Source organism: Paracoccus denitrificans, assembly GCF_900100045.1.
Taxonomy (GTDB): Bacteria; Pseudomonadota; Alphaproteobacteria; order Rhodobacterales; family Rhodobacteraceae; genus Paracoccus; species Paracoccus denitrificans.
The window spans coordinates 51,679-67,798 of the sequence record NZ_FNEA01000024.1 but is presented as its reverse complement, the minus strand read 5'-3'; the positions used below and the strand labels follow the sequence as shown (position 1 = coordinate 67,798).

15 protein-coding genes and 1 tRNA gene are annotated in these 16,120 nt (G+C 66.7%); 9 read left to right on the top strand and 7 right to left on the bottom strand.

The genetic code is table 11. The features are described 5' to 3' along the window. The 6 genes from BLT64_RS19200 to BLT64_RS19175 form a co-directional block, all read right to left on the bottom strand. Window positions 1-317, bottom strand: a 317-nt coding sequence (locus BLT64_RS19200) for a hypothetical protein (protein ID WP_074810592.1), incomplete at its 3' end; no start/stop codon positions are given. A gap of 314 nt (window positions 318-631) precedes the next feature. Next, window positions 632-1,303 carry a hypothetical protein gene (locus BLT64_RS19195; protein ID WP_128492940.1) on the bottom strand — a complete coding sequence of 224 codons (672 nt, stop codon included), beginning with the start codon at window positions 1,301-1,303 and terminating at the stop codon, window positions 632-634. Window positions 1,304-1,689: 386 nt separating this feature from the next. Next, window positions 1,690-1,765 (bottom strand) — tRNA-Thr (locus BLT64_RS19190). A gap of 52 nt (window positions 1,766-1,817) precedes the next feature. Beyond that, window positions 1,818-3,560 (bottom strand): heme biosynthesis protein HemY, encoded by a 1,743-nt coding sequence (locus BLT64_RS19185; protein WP_041529917.1) that lies wholly within the window; start codon window positions 3,558-3,560, stop codon window positions 1,818-1,820. A 10-nt stretch (window positions 3,561-3,570) separates the two neighbouring features. After that, entirely contained in the window at window positions 3,571-5,142 is a 1,572-nt protein-coding gene (locus tag BLT64_RS19180; protein WP_011748285.1) for a hypothetical protein, read from the bottom strand. A 53-nt stretch (window positions 5,143-5,195) separates the two neighbouring features. After that, window positions 5,196-5,870, bottom strand: coding sequence for a uroporphyrinogen-III synthase (locus tag BLT64_RS19175; RefSeq protein ID WP_011748286.1), 675 nt, complete (start codon window positions 5,868-5,870; stop codon window positions 5,196-5,198). Window positions 5,871-5,934: 64 nt separating this feature from the next. Between BLT64_RS19175 and tsaD the strand changes: the two genes are divergently transcribed. The 5 genes from tsaD to BLT64_RS19150 are packed head-to-tail and all read left to right on the top strand — an operon-like array spanning window position 5,935 to window position 10,479. Beyond that, window positions 5,935-7,005, top strand: coding sequence for a tRNA (adenosine(37)-N6)-threonylcarbamoyltransferase complex transferase subunit TsaD (gene tsaD / locus BLT64_RS19170; protein WP_011748287.1), 1,071 nt, complete (start codon window positions 5,935-5,937; stop codon window positions 7,003-7,005). Then, window positions 7,002-7,946 (top strand): NAD(P)H-dependent glycerol-3-phosphate dehydrogenase, encoded by a 945-nt coding sequence (locus BLT64_RS19165; RefSeq protein ID WP_011748288.1) that lies wholly within the window; start codon window positions 7,002-7,004, stop codon window positions 7,944-7,946. Before tsaD ends, BLT64_RS19165 begins: the two co-directional genes overlap by 4 nt. Then, entirely contained in the window at window positions 7,946-8,218 is a 273-nt protein-coding gene (locus BLT64_RS19160) for a YciI family protein (RefSeq protein ID WP_371862668.1), read from the top strand. Before BLT64_RS19165 ends, BLT64_RS19160 begins: the two co-directional genes overlap by 1 nt. Continuing rightward, window positions 8,218-8,643: an EVE domain-containing protein gene (locus BLT64_RS19155; RefSeq protein WP_011748290.1), complete on the top strand. Its 426-nt coding sequence runs from the start codon at window positions 8,218-8,220 to the stop codon at window positions 8,641-8,643. Before BLT64_RS19160 ends, BLT64_RS19155 begins: the two co-directional genes overlap by 1 nt. Window positions 8,644-8,685: 42 nt before the next feature. After that, entirely contained in the window at window positions 8,686-10,479 is a 1,794-nt protein-coding gene (locus tag BLT64_RS19150) for an ABC transporter transmembrane domain-containing protein (RefSeq protein WP_011748291.1), read from the top strand. A gap of 127 nt (window positions 10,480-10,606) precedes the next feature. On the opposite strand, the gene BLT64_RS19145 is transcribed toward BLT64_RS19150, so the two are convergent. Continuing rightward, window positions 10,607-10,996: a CAP domain-containing protein gene (locus BLT64_RS19145; protein WP_230999245.1), complete on the bottom strand. Its 390-nt coding sequence runs from the start codon at window positions 10,994-10,996 to the stop codon at window positions 10,607-10,609. A gap of 283 nt (window positions 10,997-11,279) precedes the next feature. Here BLT64_RS19145 and lysM point away from each other — a divergent pair, with 283 nt between their 5' ends. The 4 genes from lysM (at window position 11,280) to BLT64_RS19125 (ending at window position 16,068) form a co-directional block, all read left to right on the top strand. After that, window positions 11,280-11,765 (top strand): peptidoglycan-binding protein LysM, encoded by a 486-nt coding sequence (gene lysM / locus BLT64_RS19140; RefSeq protein WP_011748293.1) that lies wholly within the window; start codon window positions 11,280-11,282, stop codon window positions 11,763-11,765. Window positions 11,766-11,893: 128 nt separating this feature from the next. After that, window positions 11,894-13,783 carry an acyl-CoA synthetase gene (locus tag BLT64_RS19135; protein WP_011748294.1) on the top strand — a complete coding sequence of 630 codons (1,890 nt, stop codon included), beginning with the start codon at window positions 11,894-11,896 and terminating at the stop codon, window positions 13,781-13,783. 99 nt (window positions 13,784-13,882) lie between these two features. After that, window positions 13,883-15,004, top strand: a complete 1,122-nt coding sequence (locus BLT64_RS19130) for a glycosyltransferase family 61 protein (protein WP_128492941.1) — start codon at window positions 13,883-13,885, stop codon at window positions 15,002-15,004. A 56-nt stretch (window positions 15,005-15,060) separates the two neighbouring features. Next, entirely contained in the window at window positions 15,061-16,068 is a 1,008-nt protein-coding gene (locus BLT64_RS19125) for a putative rhamnosyl transferase (protein ID WP_011748296.1), read from the top strand. Window positions 16,069-16,120: the final 52 nt, after the last annotated feature.

Below are 16,120 nucleotides of genomic sequence, written 5' to 3'. Positions count from 1 at the left end.
GTCCTTTCCAGATCGCCCAGCGTCGTCTCCAGCGCCGAGGCCAGAAACAGCGACCGCACCTCGAACAGCTTGGCCACATAGGGGCTGTAGCCCGCGACGGTCCAGGTCGTCCCGGCCCGCTCGCCCTCGCCGTTCACGATCAGATCTAGCGACCAGCCGCCCTGCGCGTCGGTCGTCGCCTCGACCTGCTCGGTCACCACCCGCACGCCGCCCTCGAATACGTCCGAGCCCTGAAGCGTCGCGACGATCTTGCCCGCGGCGACCGGCGCAAGCGTGGCGTCCATCAGCACGCCCCTGACTGTGGCTTTGTTCGGCATCTCACCCTCTCCTCATCCGAATGGCGCAGCGATTATCCGGGCAAGGCCCGCACGTTGCAGAAAGCAGGTCTGCAACGGACGGGGCTAGGGTCAGGACTCGATGCTTCAGCTCATCGGCAGTTTCGAGGCGCCACGGGACAGCGTCACGCCGTCGATCCCTCGGCCTACGGGATCCATGCTTCGACCATCCGGGACTTGCGCCCTTGAGATGCAGAACCCGCCCCGACAAGGCCGGGGCGGGCATGATGATCCGCGCAATGACTGGCGCGGAATGGCGCCGGCACAGTCATGCCGCCTTGGCGACTCGGCCGCGATCAGCCGTTCCCTTCGCCTTCGCCACCGTCGGAGCCACCGTCGGAGCCGCCGTCTCCGCCATCAGAGCCGTCCGAACCGCCGTCCGATCCATCCGAACCACCGTCGGTCCCGTCCGTGCCGGAGTCTTCACCGTTACCGTCACCATTTCCGCCTTCGGTGCCTTCGTCCGTTTCGCCACCGCTGCCATCGTCGCCCCCCTCGCCGGGGGCCGTCTCATCGCCGGTAGCGTCCGCGGTCGAATGACCGTTTCCGGTCTCATCCGCTGCGGGGCGAAGTTCCACGCCATCGACCGAGATCAGCGAACCGTTGGCGATGCTGTAGACCAGTTCGATCGGCTGGCCATCGCGCTGCGCATTCACCGTCAGGATCGGACCCTCGCGCAGGATATGCACGTCGGTAAAGCCTTGCGCGATCAAGGTCCGCGCGATCTCCTGGTCATTGTCGAGCTGCTCCGGCAACTTGTAGTCCGGCTCCAACACCGCCCCCACGGGGGTGCCCGGCTCGGCCGCCACCCCGGGAACGATCGTGGTATTGCCCGACGGCGTCTCGACCACGGTCGTATCGCCTTCTGTCACTTCGCCGCTCTGCGCCAGCGCCGTGGAGCCCATCAGCGCACCAAGCGCCAGAACCTTGCCGCAGATCAGGGCGGTCGTAATGCTGCGTTTCAGCATGACTTCTACCTCCTTCATGCTCATGGGGGTTAAAACCCGGCGCCTCCGAAAGAGTTTCGTCACGCTTGATCGCATCGGCGTCATGACGCGACGGCCCAGCACCAGCGACCAGAAAGACCGTCAAGGCCGCCCGGGGGTGTATCTACTCGGCTTGCGTCCTGGTCTCTGCCGGTATCCAGGGTCGCAAACTGGTCCAGGGTGCTTCCCGGCTATGCCGGAAACCGGCCGCCTCCAGAACGAAGCGTTCCTGCAAGGCATCGCACTTTCGCGGCGACAAGGCGTGCCTGCCAGCTGTCCCAGTCGGCCCCGCCGCGGCTCCACGACTTCGGCAATGCAAAAGGCCGCCCCGAAGGACGGCCATTTTCGCTGGATTTCCAGTAAATCACTGGTGCCGGTGAAGGGACTCGAACCCCCGACCCCATCATTACGAATGACGTGCTCTACCAGCTGAGCTACACCGGCGCCTTATGTGCCGCGCCGGATAGCAGGTTCCGGCGCGGGCGAAAAGGGGGGATCAGCGATTTTTCCCCGCAATCCTCATCTCATCCTCCTCGGGCGGCTCCACATCGGGACGCACGGGCAGGATATCGCCCTGCACGCCTGGAACAGGCTCGCGCAGGGGTTCGGGCGCAGGCGGTGCGACAGCGGCGGGCTCGGGATCGGTGACGGTCATCGCCGGCTCCACCCCGCCCACGCCCGGAGAGACGCGGCGGTAATCCGATTCGCGCGGCACCATGCCGGGCGAGACATCGGCGATCTCGACCGGACCCGCTTCGGGCGCAGGCGCCTCGGGCTGCGGAACGGGCGGTGTTGCGCGGGCCTGGGCCGCAGGCACGGGAGGGGCCGGCACATCGGCCCCCGCCCCGTTGCCATGCGGGGCGCCGACCAGCAGCGGCAGCATCTCGACCCCGTTCGAGGCGGTGGCGCCCCAGGCCGGCGTGTCAGGCTCGCACCAGGTCAGCGTGTCGAACCCGCCGCAACTGTCGCAGGTCGGGGACCAGTCGGCCATGACATTGTGGCACTTGTCGCAAACCCATTGCGGCCCGCGGCTGGCGACCAGCGCACGCGCCAGGATGCCGCGCACCACCGCGTCGTCCCCGCCCTCGCCCCGTTCGACGGCAGCCAGGATCGAAAGCGAGCGCACCGTCGGATGCTTTTCGGCCAGATCACCAAGCGCGCGGCGGGCGCCGGGGAAATCCTCGGCGGCCAGCAAAAGCTCGGCGCGCAGCAACCGGGTTTCCTCGTGATCCGGGTTCTGCCGCATCAGGTCCTCGAAGCGCCGCAGCCGCGCGGCCGGCTTTTCGTCCGGCACGATCTCGGCATAGGTCGCGGCGATCGAGGGATGCGGGCGGACGCTCCAGGTCTTTTGCAGCACCCGGCCGGCATTGCGGGGATCGTTCTGGGCGATATAGCTGCGCGCGGCCAGCACCGCAGCCGGGATCAGGTCGGGGCTGGCGCGGTTGGCCGAGATCGCCGCCTCGCGGGCGCTGATCGAATTGCCATGCGCCAACACCTCGGAGGCCTCTTTCAGCGCCAGGACCGCGTCGCGGCGGATATGCACGTCCTTGGGCAGTTGGCCCTGCTGGCGCTTGTCCTTGAGCACGGCGCGCGCGCCTTTCCAGTCGCCCTGGCGGGTCTGCAGTTGCAAGAGCGTGTCCTGCACCTCGGCATGTTTCGGCTTCAGCGCATAGGCTTTCTCGGCCAATTTCAATGCGGTAACCGTATCGCCTTCATCCAGTTTCTGACGCATCAGGCCGCGGATGCCGACAAAGCGCGTGCGCGGGTCCGACAGCAGCCGGCGATAGACTTCGCCGGCCTTGCGGCTGTCGCCCGCGACCTCGGCGGCCTGCGCGGCCAAAAGGTCGGTGACATGCGGCTTGTCGAGGAACTTCGCCGCCTTCGCCGCCTTGTCCTGCGCAAGCTTCCCCTCGCCCGAGGCGACGGCCAGCATGCCCTCGGACAGCGCGTCATAGCCCTTGCGCTCGCGCGAGCGGGCGAAATAGCGGTTGATCGCCGTCTCGTCGCCCAGCAGGAAGCGCAGGAAGGCCAGAAACAGCCCCAGCAAGCGCACGGTGATCCAGCCCAGCAGCACGACGACCAGCGCCGCGATCACCAGTTGCACCGGCCCCAGCGTGTATTCGGTGCTGCCATAGACCATGCTCAGGCCATGGCCGGTTTCCGAAAGCTGCATCGCGCCCAGCGTCAGGACCAGCACGATGGCGAAGAAGATCAGGATTTTCAGTGCCGAAAGCAGCATGGCGCGCCCCTTACATGCTGCCCGCGGCCAAGGTGGCCAGCGCGGCATTGGCTTCGACCCAGGTCTGGGCCCTGGCGGTCCAGTCGGCCATCGCCGCCTGGCCGGATTGCGGCAGGGCGGCGATCTCGGCCAGCGCGCCCTTGATGTCGCCGGCACTCACCGCGGCATCGGCACGCGACAGCACGGCGTCGGGGTCGCTGCCCTCGCGCGGCTCGACCGAACGGGCGCCGGTCTGCACGCGCAGGAAGCTGCTGATGGCCCCCAGCGCACCCTCGTTCTCGGGCGCGTCCTTCAGCGCGGCGGCCAGCCCCTCGCGCGCAGCGGCGGGGAAGCCCGCGCGCAGCTGCGCCAGCGTCGGGACATCGCCGGCCAGCACGGCCGGCGGCTCGATCCCGGCGGCGCGCAGATCGGCCAGCGCCTGATCGCGGGCGCCGCCCGTCTCGATCGCGGCTTGCAGGGCTGCGGCGGCGGTGGCAGCCTGGGCGCGGCGGTTCGCCGCCTCGGCACTCTGCTGCAATTCGGATGCCTGCGCCTCGGCCGCGGCGATGCGCTTTTCGGCCTCTTCGGCCGCGGCGGCGATCCGCGCTTGCAGGGCCTCGGCCTGAGCGGCAAGGTCCTGGACCTGTTCGGCTCCGGCCGTGTCGGCCGCAGGGCGCGCCGCAAGCTCGTCGATGCGGCTCTGCTGCGCGGCCAGCCGCCCGGTCAGCTCGTTCAGCACCTGCTGAAGCCCCTCGCTGTCCTCGCCCGAGACGACCGGGGCCACCACGGGACGCGCGGCCAGATCGGCCACGGTTTTCTCCAGCGCGGCCAGCTTTTCCTCCTGCGCCCGTAGCGCCTCGGCATCGCCGCCTTGCGGCGCTGTATCGGCCAGCGCCTGCCGCGCCGCATCGGCGCCGGCCTCGGAAGCACGGTTGGCAAAGGCGTCGGCCTGCGCCTGGATCTCTTCGCGCGCCGCTTCCACGGCAGCCTCGCGGGCAGCGGCGATCTGCGCCTCGGTCGGGGCGGGATCGGCCACCCCCGGCTGCCAGGCCGGCGGCAGATGCGGAATTGCCCACCAGGCCGCCGCGGCACCCAAGCCGGCAGCAACGACACCGCCCAGGAAGGTCGGCGCGAAGCCGGCCTTGCGCACCTCGACCACGCGGGTTTCGACCTTGGCCGGCTGGGACTGCGAAGGGGCGGGTTTCGGCGCCTCGGCCGGTCCGCTATCCGCCTTGGCGACCGGCGGCACGGTGCCCGGCTTCGCCCCGGCGACGGGCTGCGACGCGTCGGATTTCGATTCGGTCACTGGCTTGGCCGACGCGGGCTTGGGCGCGGCGGCATCGGATCCGGCGCCGCTGCCGACCAGCCTCGATTCGATCTGAGGCTTCGGCTCAGACTTCGCGGCGGGGGCGCCTTCGCCGGCGCTGACCGGGCGGCTGTCGATGACGGAACCCGAGACCGCTTTCTTTTTACCGTCTTTTCCGGGGCTTGCCTTGTTATCGCTGGAATTGGTTTCTGGCTTCTTCACAATTCTTCCCCGTTCCCTTTCGCATTGCGGCCCGGCTGCCACGGAGCAGGACCTGCCCCTTCCGCCCGCAATCATGACTGGCTCCCGCCGGCAGTCTAGTCGGCGGTGCGTGGCGCCTCAACCCGCCCTCATGCGGATTGTTCCGCGTCCAGCAGGCGCTCGACGGCCCAGAGCACGCCATCCGCATCGGGCGTCGGCGCCGGTGCGATGCGCGCGGCCGGACCCTGCCAGGCATCCTGCGCCGCCGGGCTGATCGGCGCCAGCCACAGAGGCGCCCGCGCGTCCGCAGCCTGGACGGACAGGATCCGCGCCGAGCGTGGCGAGAACAGCGGCAGGATCACCGGCGCCGTGCCCGCCAGCGCCGCCAGCGCCGCCGCGTTCAACGGCTCGGGCAACTGGTCATAGACCACCATGTCCGGCACCGGCAGTTCCTTGGCGACATGGGCGCCGTGCGGATGCAGCCAGCCCTCGCCCAGCCCGTCCAGCAGCGGCATCATCCGCGCCGCGTCGCCCGGCCCCTCGGTCACGTCGAAACCCGCCGCCCGCGCCGCCTCGGCCGTGGCGGGGCCGACGCAGATCGCCGGCCGGCCGCGCCCCGCCCCCGCCGCCGGCACGGCGTTGACCGAGGTAAAGACCAATCCCCGCGCCGCCGCCAGCCGGCCGGCATCATGCGCCACCGGCCGGATGCGCAGCACCGGCGAGATCAGCACCTCCAGCCCCAGATGCGCCAGACCTGCGGCAAATCGCCGCGAGGCCGGCTCGGGCCGGGTCAGAAGCAGGATGGGCGCAGGGTTCGGCAGCATGGCAATCGGCCTGACAAGGTGTTACTTGCCCTCTGCCTAGGCCGTTGGCGGCGCAGGAACAAGGATGAGCATGGGACTGACCTTTCTGGGCATCGAAAGCAGCTGCGACGATACCGCCGCGGCGGTGGTGCGCGACGACCGCAGCATCCTTGCCTCGGTGGTGGCAGGCCAGGCGGCGCTGCATGCCGATTTCGGCGGCGTGGTGCCCGAGATCGCCGCCCGCGCCCATGCCGAAAAGCTGGACCTCTGCGTCGAGGAGGCGCTGGCCCAGGCCGGGCTGCGCCTGTCGGACCTGGACGGCATCGCCGTCACCGCGGGGCCGGGGCTGATCGGCGGCGTGCTGTCGGGCGTCATGCTGGCCAAGGGGCTTGCGGCGGGCACGGGGCTGCCGCTGGTCGGCGTCAACCATCTGGCGGGCCACGCGCTGACGCCGCGCCTGACCGACGGAACCCCTTATCCCTATCTGATGCTGCTGGTCTCGGGCGGGCATTGCCAGTTCCTGCGCGTGGACGGCCCCGAGGATTTCACACGCCTCGGTGGCACCATCGACGATGCGCCGGGCGAGGCTTTCGACAAGGTGGCAAAGCTGCTGGGCCTGCCACAACCGGGGGGGCCCTCGGTCGAGGCGGCCGCGCGGGCGGGTGATGCACGCCGCTTCGCCCTGCCCCGGCCGCTGCTGGACCGGCCGGGCTGCGACCTCAGCTTTTCCGGGCTCAAGACCGCCGTGCTGCGCCAGCGCGACGAATTGGTGGCAGCACAAGGCGGCCTGCACGAACAGGACCGCGCCGATCTTTGCGCCGGCTTCCAGGCGGCGGTGGCCGAGGTTCTGGCCGAAAAGACCCGCCGTGCCCTGGCGCTGGCCCCCGCCCCGGTGCTGGCCGCGGCCGGCGGCGTCGCGGCCAACCAGACCCTGCGCACGGCCTTGCAAGCAGTCGCGGCCGAGGCGGGCGCAACCTTCCTCGCCCCGCCGCTGCGGCTTTGCACCGACAATGCCGCGATGATCGCCTGGGCCGGAATCGAGGCATACGAGGCGGGCCGGCGCGACGGCATGGATCTGGCCGCGCGCCCGCGCTGGCCGCTGGACCAAAGGGCCGCACCCATGCTGGGCGCCGGAAAAAGGGGGGCCAAGGCATGAGCGTGGCGATCATCGGCGCGGGCGCCTTCGGCACGGCGCTGGCGGTTTCTCTGGCGACCAAGGGGCCGGTGACGCTTTGGGGCCGCGACACGGAATGGGCCGACACGGGCGAGAACCCGCGCCTGCCCGGCGTGCCCCTGCCGCCGGCGCTGCGCGTCACCGACCGGCTGGACGAGATCACGGCCGAAACCGTGCTGCTGGCGCTGCCCGCGCAGGTGCTGGGCGGCTTTCTGGCCGAGCACGGCGCGCAGTTCGACCGCCGCAACCTGGTCAGCTGCGCCAAGGGCATCGACCTGGCCACGCTGACCGGGCCTTCGGCACTGATCGCCGCCGCCTGTCCGCAGGCGACGGTAGCGGTGCTGACCGGGCCCAGCTTTGCCGCAGACATTGCCCGCGGCCTGCCCACCGCGCTGACGCTGGCCTGCGCCGATGCAGGTGCGGCCGAGGCGCTGCAACGCCAGCTTTCCACCGCCACGCTGCGGCTTTACCGCACCACCGACGTGACCGGCGCCGAACTGGGCGGGGCGCTGAAGAACATCATCGCCATCGCCGCCGGAGCCGCCATCGGCGCGGGCTATGGCGACAGCGCGCGCGCCAGCGTCGTCACGCGCGGCTTTGCCGAGATGCTGCGGCTGGCCACCGCGCTCGGCGCCCGGCCCGAGACGCTGCCGGGCCTGTCGGGCCTTGGCGATCTGGTGCTGACCTGCACCTCGGAACAATCGCGCAATTTCCGCTATGGACTGGCGTTGGGATCGCGCCGGCCCTTCGCCGCCGGCACCACGGTCGAGGGTGCCTCGACCGCCCGCGCCGTCACCCAGCTTGCCGAAAGGCTGGGGATCGAGATGCCGATCTCGAATCTGGTCGCGGGTCTTGCCGAGGGCCGCATCGCCATGGAACATGCGCTGGACTTTCTGCTGAACCGCCCGCTCAAGGAGGAATGATGCCCCTTTTCGCCGTGATCTGCCGCGACCATGCCGGCAAGCTGCAAACCCGTCTCGACACCCGCGAAAGCCACCTGGCCTTCATGGGCGCGCAGCCCGGCGTCAAGCTGGCCGGCCCCTTCGTCGAGAACGGCCAGCCCTGCGGCTCGCTGCTGATCGTCGAGGGCGAAAGCTTGACCCAGGTCAAGGAATGGGCGGCACAGGACCCCTACAACGCAGCCGATCTGTTCGCCTCGGTCGAGGTGATCGAGTGGAAGAAGGTGATTGGCTGATGGCGTATTGGCTGTTCAAATCCGAGCCCGACGTCTTCAGCTTCGACGACCTGATCGCCAAGGGCGAGACGGGCGAGCAATGGGACGGCGTGCGCAACTACCAGGCCCGCAACAACATGCGCGCCATGAAGAAGGGCGAGCGCGGCTTCTTCTATCACTCGAACATCGGCAAGGAGATCGTCGGCATCTGCGAGGTGGCGGCCGAGGCGCATCCCGACTCGACCGCCGACGACCCTAAATGGGAATGCGTCGATGTCCGCGCCGTCGCCCGCGTCCGGCGCCCGATCTCGCTGGACGAGGCCAAGGCCGAGCCGCGGCTCAAGGACATGGTGCTGGTCAACAATTCGCGCCTGTCGGTGCAGCCGGTCTCGGATGCGGAATGGGAGATCATTCTGGAACTGGCCGGCGGCACCGAGGCGCTCTGAACGCACCGCCAGGCACCCATTCGGGCGACCCAGGGAGGATATATGGCACGCGCACCCAAACCCATCGTGGATCGGCCGACGACGAAACGCATCGGCGCGCTTCGGGCGCTCTGGCCCTTCATCCTGCCCTATCGCGGGTTGCTGGCGGCGGCGTTGCTGGCGCTGACGCTGACGGCGGGGATCAGCCTTGTCCTGCCGCTGGCGGTGCGCCGGGTGGTCGACGGCTTCGACGCCGGCGCGCATCTCCTGGATCAGTATTTCGGCGCGGCCCTGGCCATCGTGGCGCTGCTCGCGCTGGGGACCGGCATGCGCTATTACCTCGTCACCCGTCTGGGAGAGCGGGTGGTGGCCGATATCCGCAAGGCCGTGTTCAAGCGCGTCATCGCCATGAGCCCGGCCTTTTACGAGCGCGTGCTGACCGGCGAGATCATCAGCCGCATCACCACCGACACCACGCTGATCCAGTCGGTAATCGGCTCGTCCGTCTCGATCGCGCTGCGCAATTTCCTGATCCTGGTCGGCGGCATGGTGATGCTGGTCTGGACCTCGGCCAAGCTGTCCGGCCTCGTGCTGCTGCTGGTGCCGCTGATCGTAGTGCCCATCGTCGTGCTGGGGCGGAGGCTGCGGAAACTGTCGCGCGAGAATCAGGACTGGATCGCGCTATCCTCGGGCGCGGCCTCGGAAAGCCTGCTTTCGGCACAGACCGTGCAGGCCTTTACCCAAGAGGGGCCGACGCGCGCGCGCTTCGACGACGTGACCGAACGCTCCTTCGATTCGGCGCTGAACCGGGTCAGGACGCGGACGGTGATGACGGTGATCGTGATCTTTCTGATCTTCTCGGGCGTGCTGGGGGTGCTGTGGATCGGCGCCCGCGACGTGCGGCTGGAGATGATGACCGTGGGCGAACTGGTGCAGTTCGTCATCTATGCGGTGCTGGTCGCCGGCGCCGTGGGCGCGCTGTCCGAGATCTGGGGAGAATTGCAACGCGCCGCCGGCGCGACCGAACGGCTGACCGAGCTGCTGACGGCGCAGGACTCGCTGACCGATCCGGCCGAGCCGATTGCCCTGCCCCGCCCGGTCAAGGGCGCGATCCGGCTTGACGACGTGACCTTCCACTATCCCTCGCGCCCCGACCGTTCGGCGCTGGAGGGGGTCACGCTGGACATCCAGCCCGGCGAGACGGTGGCGCTGGTCGGGCCTTCGGGCGCCGGCAAGACGACGGTGATCCAGTTGCTGCTGCGGTTCTGGGATCCGGATTCCGGGACGGTGCGCATCGACAACATCGACCTGCGCGACATGACCCGCGCCGATTTCCGCCAGGCCATCGCATTGGTGCCCCAGGATCCGGTGATCTTTGCCGCCACGGCGCGCGAGAATATCCGCTTCGGCCGCCCCGACGCCTCGGATGCCGAGGTCGAGGCCGCCGCCCGCGCCGCCCATGCCGACGAATTCCTGCGCCTGCTGCCCGAGGGTTATGACAGCTTTGTCGGCGAGCGCGGCGTGATGCTGTCGGGCGGGCAAAAGCAGCGCATCGCCATCGCCCGCGCCATCCTGCGCGACGCGCCGATCCTGCTTCTGGACGAGGCGACGTCGGCACTGGATGCCGAATCCGAACGGCTGGTGCAGCATGCCGTGGACGAGCTGGCCCGGACCCGCACCACGATCATCATCGCCCATCGCCTGGCCACGGTGAAAAAGGCCGACCGGATCGTGGTCTTCGACCATGGCCGCATCGTCGCCCAAGGCCGGCATGAGGAGTTGGTGACGCAGGGCGGGCTTTACGCCCGGCTTGCGCGGCTGCAGTTCACCGAAGGCGTGACGGAAGAAGTCGCCTGAGAGCTGCGCAAACCCGCGGATCCGAGCGCCTATCCGGCGCAGCGTGGTTGGTCACGGCTACCCGCGGACCCCGCACGGAAAGGCACCGCAACCGCTGCGCATCGACCTTGCAGGGCGCGCCGCCGGCTTAACGCGGTGCGCTATAGACCGCCGCCCAATAGACGGTCTTGCCATCCGCCCCCAGCGCCTTGCCGATGCCGTAATGCCGGACCTGCGGGATCAGGATATTGGCCAGATGCCCGCTGGAGCGCGACCATTCCACCAGCACGCGATCCTGCCCCCAGGGGCCGGCGGCGATATTCTCGGCCGCGATGCTGGGCCTGTAGCCCTCTTGCTTCAGCCTCTGCATCGGGCCCTTGGTCTTGCCGCCCCGATGCGACATCGTCCCACGCTTGGCCATGTCGCAAGCATGGCGGGCTGCCGCCATGGCAAGGTCCTGGTTCGGCTTCAGCGGCGCCAGTCCGCGCGCCTGGCGCGTGGCGTTGGTGGCACGCGCCGCTGCCTCATTTTCACGCATGGATGTCTGGTAGCAGGTGACGGCGCCCGGCATGGCTTCTGCCCCCGCAACGGATTTCGTCGAGATTCGCGCCCCCTCCCCGGCAACGGCAGGAGCCGCCATCAATCCAAGAAAAGTCGCCAAAACCAGTGATTTGCAGTATTCGTTCAAGTTCTATATCCTTTAGCCTCGCAAAAACTAGGAACCAGAAGCCCGTTTCTCAACCCTAGATTGCTTAAATTTGTCTGGAACCGCAGCTTCGGCGAAACGTTGCCGCCCGAGATGCAACTTGAAAGGAGTGGCCATGGCCATCTGGGATTTCGTGAAGGACGCCGGCAAATCGCTTTTCGGATCCGAAGCCGAAGCGCAGGAGGCACCCGCCCAGCCCGCGCAAAGCGATACCGACCGCAAGGTGGCCGCTCTCAAGGCCGAATTGTCCGCCCTGGGCCTGACCGGCAAGGACGTGCATCTGACCTTGCGCGGCGATACGGTGGTGATCTCGGGCAAGGCGCGCGACCAGGAAACGCTGGAAAAGCTGATCCTGGCGGTCGGCAACATCAAGGGCATCGCCCATGTGGAACTGGCCGACGGTGCCGGCAGCGAAACCCCGGCCCCCTCGACGCAACCCGTGTTCCATACCGTGCAGAAGGGCGAGACGCTTTCCGCCATCGCGCAGAAATACCTGGGCAAGGCCAACCGCTATCCCGAGATATTCGAGGCCAACAAGCCCATGCTCAGCCACCCCGACAAGATCTATCCCGGCCAGACCCTGCGCATTCCCCAGGCCTGATTCCCCGCCGCGACGCTGCGTTTCGGCATCCCCGTGGCGTCGCGGAATGCTTGCCAGCATGCTGATTGTTGGACCATTCTGCCTAGCGGCGGGGCATGACCCCGAAAGGGAGAACGGGAGGTAAAGGAATGGCAAGGTTCGCAAGCGTCGCAGACCGCGATGCGGTCGAGGCGGAGATGCCCTATGCGGAGCGCCAGGTGCCGCATACGGTCTATCAGGCCCTGACCGAGACCCGTGACCGCCATCCCCAGCGCCCCGCAATCAGCTTCCAGCTGTTCTCGGACCCCAAGGCTCCGGCCCGCACGCTGACCTGGACCGAGCTGCACGAGCGGGTGACCGAGACGGCGAACCTGTTCCGCAGCCTGGGCGTCGGGCCGGACGATGTCGTCGCCTATCTGCTGCCCAACTGCATCGAGGCGCCGGTCGTGCTGCTGGCGGGCGCGACGGCGGGGATCGTGAACCCGATCAACCCGTTGCTGGAGCCCGACCACATCGCCGCCATTCTGCGCGAGACCGGCGCCAAGGTGCTGGTGACGCTGAAAAGCTTTCCTAAATCCGAGGTCGCCCAGAAGGCGGCCGATGCGGTGGCCCAGGCGCCGAACGTGCAGACCGTGCTGGAGGTCGACCTGCGCGGCTACCTGACCGGGGTGAAACGCCTGCTGGTGCCGCTGATGCGACCCAAGGTTACCGCGCGGCATCACGCCAAGGTCATGGATTTCGACGCCGCCGCCAGCGCGCAGAAGCACAACCGCCTGACCTTCGACGAACCGGCCGAGGATCGCGTCGCCGCCTTCTTCCACACCGGGGGCACCACCGGCATGCCCAAGGTCGCCCAGCACAAGCAGTCGGGCATGATCTATAACGGCTGGCTGGGCGGAACGCTGCTGTTCACCGAAACCGACGTGCTGATGTGCCCGCTGCCGATGTTTCACGTCTTCGCGGCCTATCCGGTTCTGATGTCCTGCCTGATGTCGGGCGCGCAACTGGTCATGCCGACGCCCGCGGGATATCGCGGCGAAGGCGTGTTCGACAACTTCTGGAAGCTGATCGAGCGCTGGCAGGCGACCTTCCTGATCACCGTGCCCACCGCCATCGCCGCGCTGATGCAGCGCCCCGTGAATGCCGATGTCTCTTCGCTCAAGACCGCAATCTCGGGTTCTGCGCCCTTGCCGATCGAGCTTTACAACCGCTTCAAGGCGGCGACCGGGGTCGAGATCGCCGAGGGCTACGGGCTGACCGAGGCGACCTGCCTCGTGTCCTGCAACCCGATCAACGGGCTCAAGAAGGTCGGCTCGGTCGGCATCCCCCTGCCCCATACCCATGTGCGCATCCTGCAACGCCGGAACGGCGGTTTCCACGAATGCGCCACCGACGAGATCGGCGAGATCTGCGTGGCCAATCCCGGCGTCTTCGAGGGCTCGACCTATACCGAGGCCGACAAGAACCACGATCTCTTCGCCGAAAGCCGCTTCCTGCGCACCGGAGACCTCGGCCGGATGGATGCCGACGGCTACCTGTGGATCACCGGGCGGGCCAAGGACCTGATCATCCGCGGCGGCCACAACATCGACCCCGCCGAGATCGAGGATGCGCTGCTGTCCCATCCCAAGGTCGCCGCGGTGGCCGCCATCGGCCAACCCGATTCCTTTGCCGGCGAGCTGCCCTGCGCCTATGTCGAGCTGATCGCGGGCGCCGAGGTCGGGCTGGACGAGTTGATGGAGCATGCCCGCACCCATATCCACGAACGCGCCGCAGTGCCGAAGCATGTCGAGATTCTGCCCGAACTGCCCAAGACCACCGTCGGCAAGATCTTCAAGCCCGACCTGCGCAAGCTGGCGATCCGCCGCGTCTATGACTCCGCCCTGGCCGAGGCCGGGCTGGCGGCCGAGGTGGGCGAGGTGGTCGATGACCGCAAGCGCGGCCTGGTCGCCCACATCCGTCCCAAGGGCCAGGTCGACCGCAGCGCCGTCGAACAGCTGCTGGGCCAATACGCCTTGCCGTGGGAGTGGGTCGGCTAGTCCAGTTCATGCACAAGCGGGGTGCGCGCACACAAAGGCTAGAAATGTCTAAATTGTTCACATAAAAGACCATGAACTATCTATTCATGGACCAAACAATTGAAGCTCCAGCAACTTGGAAAGATCGAGCCAGACCCTGACCACGGCTGGTCCCGCGAAATCGTTCAAGTCCACGACGCCGTTGTCGTCCCCCCGACGACGATGATCGGCCGCCCGATCTGCGGCGTCGTTTCGGACCTTGGGGACTGTCTCCATGCGGCGACATGGCGCGGCGGCATTCGAATGACCCGCGCCGTCACGGAAAAGACCGCCCCCGGCAAGCGCCTGAAGGGCAAGCATATGTGGGGCGGCCTTTACTATGGCCATTTCGGCCATTTCATGACCGAAACCATGTCGCGCTGCTGGGCATTCGACCATGACGAGATCGAAACGGTCATTTTCGTTCCCAAGCACCCCGACCTGCAGGATTTCCAGAAGTATCAAAGCGAATTTTGGGAACTTCTGAATCTCAAGGTCAAGGTCACCATCGCCCGGGAGCCGATCAGCGTAGAGGAGCTTTATGTGCCCGGGCAGGGCTTTGGCCTGGGTCGGATTGCCAAGGGCACTCCCGAATTTCGTGCCAGGATGCGCCAGATTGCGGAGCGCCTGCCGGCAGACAATCCACGGAAGATCTATATTTCACGCACGAAATTCAACGGCCGCGGGGGAATTGTTGCGGAATCCGTCATGGAACGCAATATGATCCGCAATGGCTATGAAATCATGCACCCCGAAAAGATGGCGCTGACCGACCAGCTTCGTTACTACAAGTCCGCAAGCCATATCCTGGGGGTGGACAGTTCCGCTTTTCATATCGCCGGAATGGTGGCGGATCCTTCCAAGAATATAGGCTTCGTCTTGCGCAGGGATAACAATGCGCATGAATCCATCGCCGCCCAAATTCAAGGAATGATAGGCCGCGATCCCGAGATCATCGATGCATTGGCTGCAAACTGGATGGATCCGCTTCAGGATAAGTCCAACCACCTGAGCTGGGGTGAAATCGACCATGGCAAGCTCGCTCTCGATCTGGTCGAAAAAGGGTTCATCGATAGTGCCGAGGGTTGGGAAAGCCCGAGTGAAGAAGAAATCGCAACCAGCGTCGAGGAAGCCAGCAAGCGCGCCAAGGTCGCCTTGACGAGGTCGCCGAGAGATGTGGCGGATCATGAGTCACCGCAATAATTTCAGTCGCGTTTCGGCAAAGAAATAGTAGCCACATAACCAGTGGGGATCAGGTTTTGGTCAAAGAGCAGGACATCAACATCGTAGGCGTATGCCGTTTCTCGATGCTGGGCCGGGGCGATTGGAAGGCTTATCGCAATCAGCCGGAAGAGGCGCTCGAAGAGATTTACGCCGAGAAGGTCAAGGAACTGTTCGAGCCTCGCCGCATCGAGGCCAGGCTTGCGACGTTCCAGCACCTGACGCTTCGCTCTCTGACGCATCAAACCGATCCGAATTTCAGCTTCCTGGTCGTCTCCTCGGATCGCATGCCGGAAAAATACAGGCGCCAGCTGGCCGATATTTGCGCAGCGGATAAGCGGGTGATCCTGAAGTTCGTTCCACCGATGCATATCTCGGATGCGATACGCATGGTCGCCGAGGAACAGGACTGGTCTTTACCCAATTCGGTTCAGTTCCGACTTGATGACGACGACTGTGTTTCAAAGGAATACATTCGCCGATTGCGCCGCCACGCCTCGGGAATGTGGCGCAATGGCAATTTCGGAATCAGCTTTTCGCAGCAATATTATTGTATTACGGATGGCCCGACAGAGGGTATCTACGACTGGTATAGCCCTTTCTTCAGCGCAGGTGCAGCAGTTCGCAGCGCCGGCCGAACCATCTTTGATTTTGGCCACTACCAGATCCCGCTCAGGATGACGGCCGTGACCGATCCGCATTTCCCGAATATCGTCACCCATCGCGGCGACAATGACACGCCCCGGCATGCGCCCGAGATTCTGCGCAAACGCGGCATGCGCAAAGCACCGCATTCAGAACTTCAGCGTATATACGAGCGCCATTTCGACTACCTGACCACCGAAGGGCTCGCGTTGTGCAGATTCGATACTGCGATAACGCCCGCGGCTGCCGAAACGACGGAAGCACCACCGGAAATGTCGCAAAAGACCACGCCCGAAATCATCGAGAAATCGGAAAGCGCAACGCAACCTGCATCCACGGTTGCCGGAAAAGCGCCCGGAAAACGCCGCGCGCGTTCATCAAAGCAGGAAAGCGCATCCTGAGCGGCAGAGGATCGAAGCTTGAAAGGGCCGCTGCGATTTCGCAGCGGCCCTT

Bases quoted from the DNA above. Each gene is read 5' to 3' on its own strand.
- BLT64_RS19195 (WP_128492940.1), bottom strand. From the start codon at position 1,303: ATGCTGAAACGCAGCATTACGACCGCCCTGATCTGCGGCAAGGTTCTG.
- BLT64_RS19185 (WP_041529917.1), bottom strand. From the start codon at position 3,560: ATGCTGCTTTCGGCACTGAAAATCCTGATCTTCTTCGCCATCGTGCTG.
- BLT64_RS19180 (WP_011748285.1), bottom strand. From the start codon at position 5,142: ATGATTGCGGGCGGAAGGGGCAGGTCCTGCTCCGTGGCAGCCGGGCCG.
- BLT64_RS19175 (WP_011748286.1), bottom strand. From the start codon at position 5,870: ATGCTGCCGAACCCTGCGCCCATCCTGCTTCTGACCCGGCCCGAGCCG.
- tsaD (WP_011748287.1), top strand. From the start codon at position 5,935: ATGAGCATGGGACTGACCTTTCTGGGCATCGAAAGCAGCTGCGACGAT.
- BLT64_RS19165 (WP_011748288.1), top strand. From the start codon at position 7,002: ATGAGCGTGGCGATCATCGGCGCGGGCGCCTTCGGCACGGCGCTGGCG.
- BLT64_RS19160 (WP_371862668.1), top strand. From the start codon at position 7,946: ATGCCCCTTTTCGCCGTGATCTGCCGCGACCATGCCGGCAAGCTGCAA.
- BLT64_RS19155 (WP_011748290.1), top strand. From the start codon at position 8,218: ATGGCGTATTGGCTGTTCAAATCCGAGCCCGACGTCTTCAGCTTCGAC.
- BLT64_RS19150 (WP_011748291.1), top strand. From the start codon at position 8,686: ATGGCACGCGCACCCAAACCCATCGTGGATCGGCCGACGACGAAACGC.
- BLT64_RS19145 (WP_230999245.1), bottom strand. From the start codon at position 10,996: ATGCGTGAAAATGAGGCAGCGGCGCGTGCCACCAACGCCACGCGCCAG.
- lysM (WP_011748293.1), top strand. From the start codon at position 11,280: ATGGCCATCTGGGATTTCGTGAAGGACGCCGGCAAATCGCTTTTCGGA.
- BLT64_RS19135 (WP_011748294.1), top strand. From the start codon at position 11,894: ATGGCAAGGTTCGCAAGCGTCGCAGACCGCGATGCGGTCGAGGCGGAG.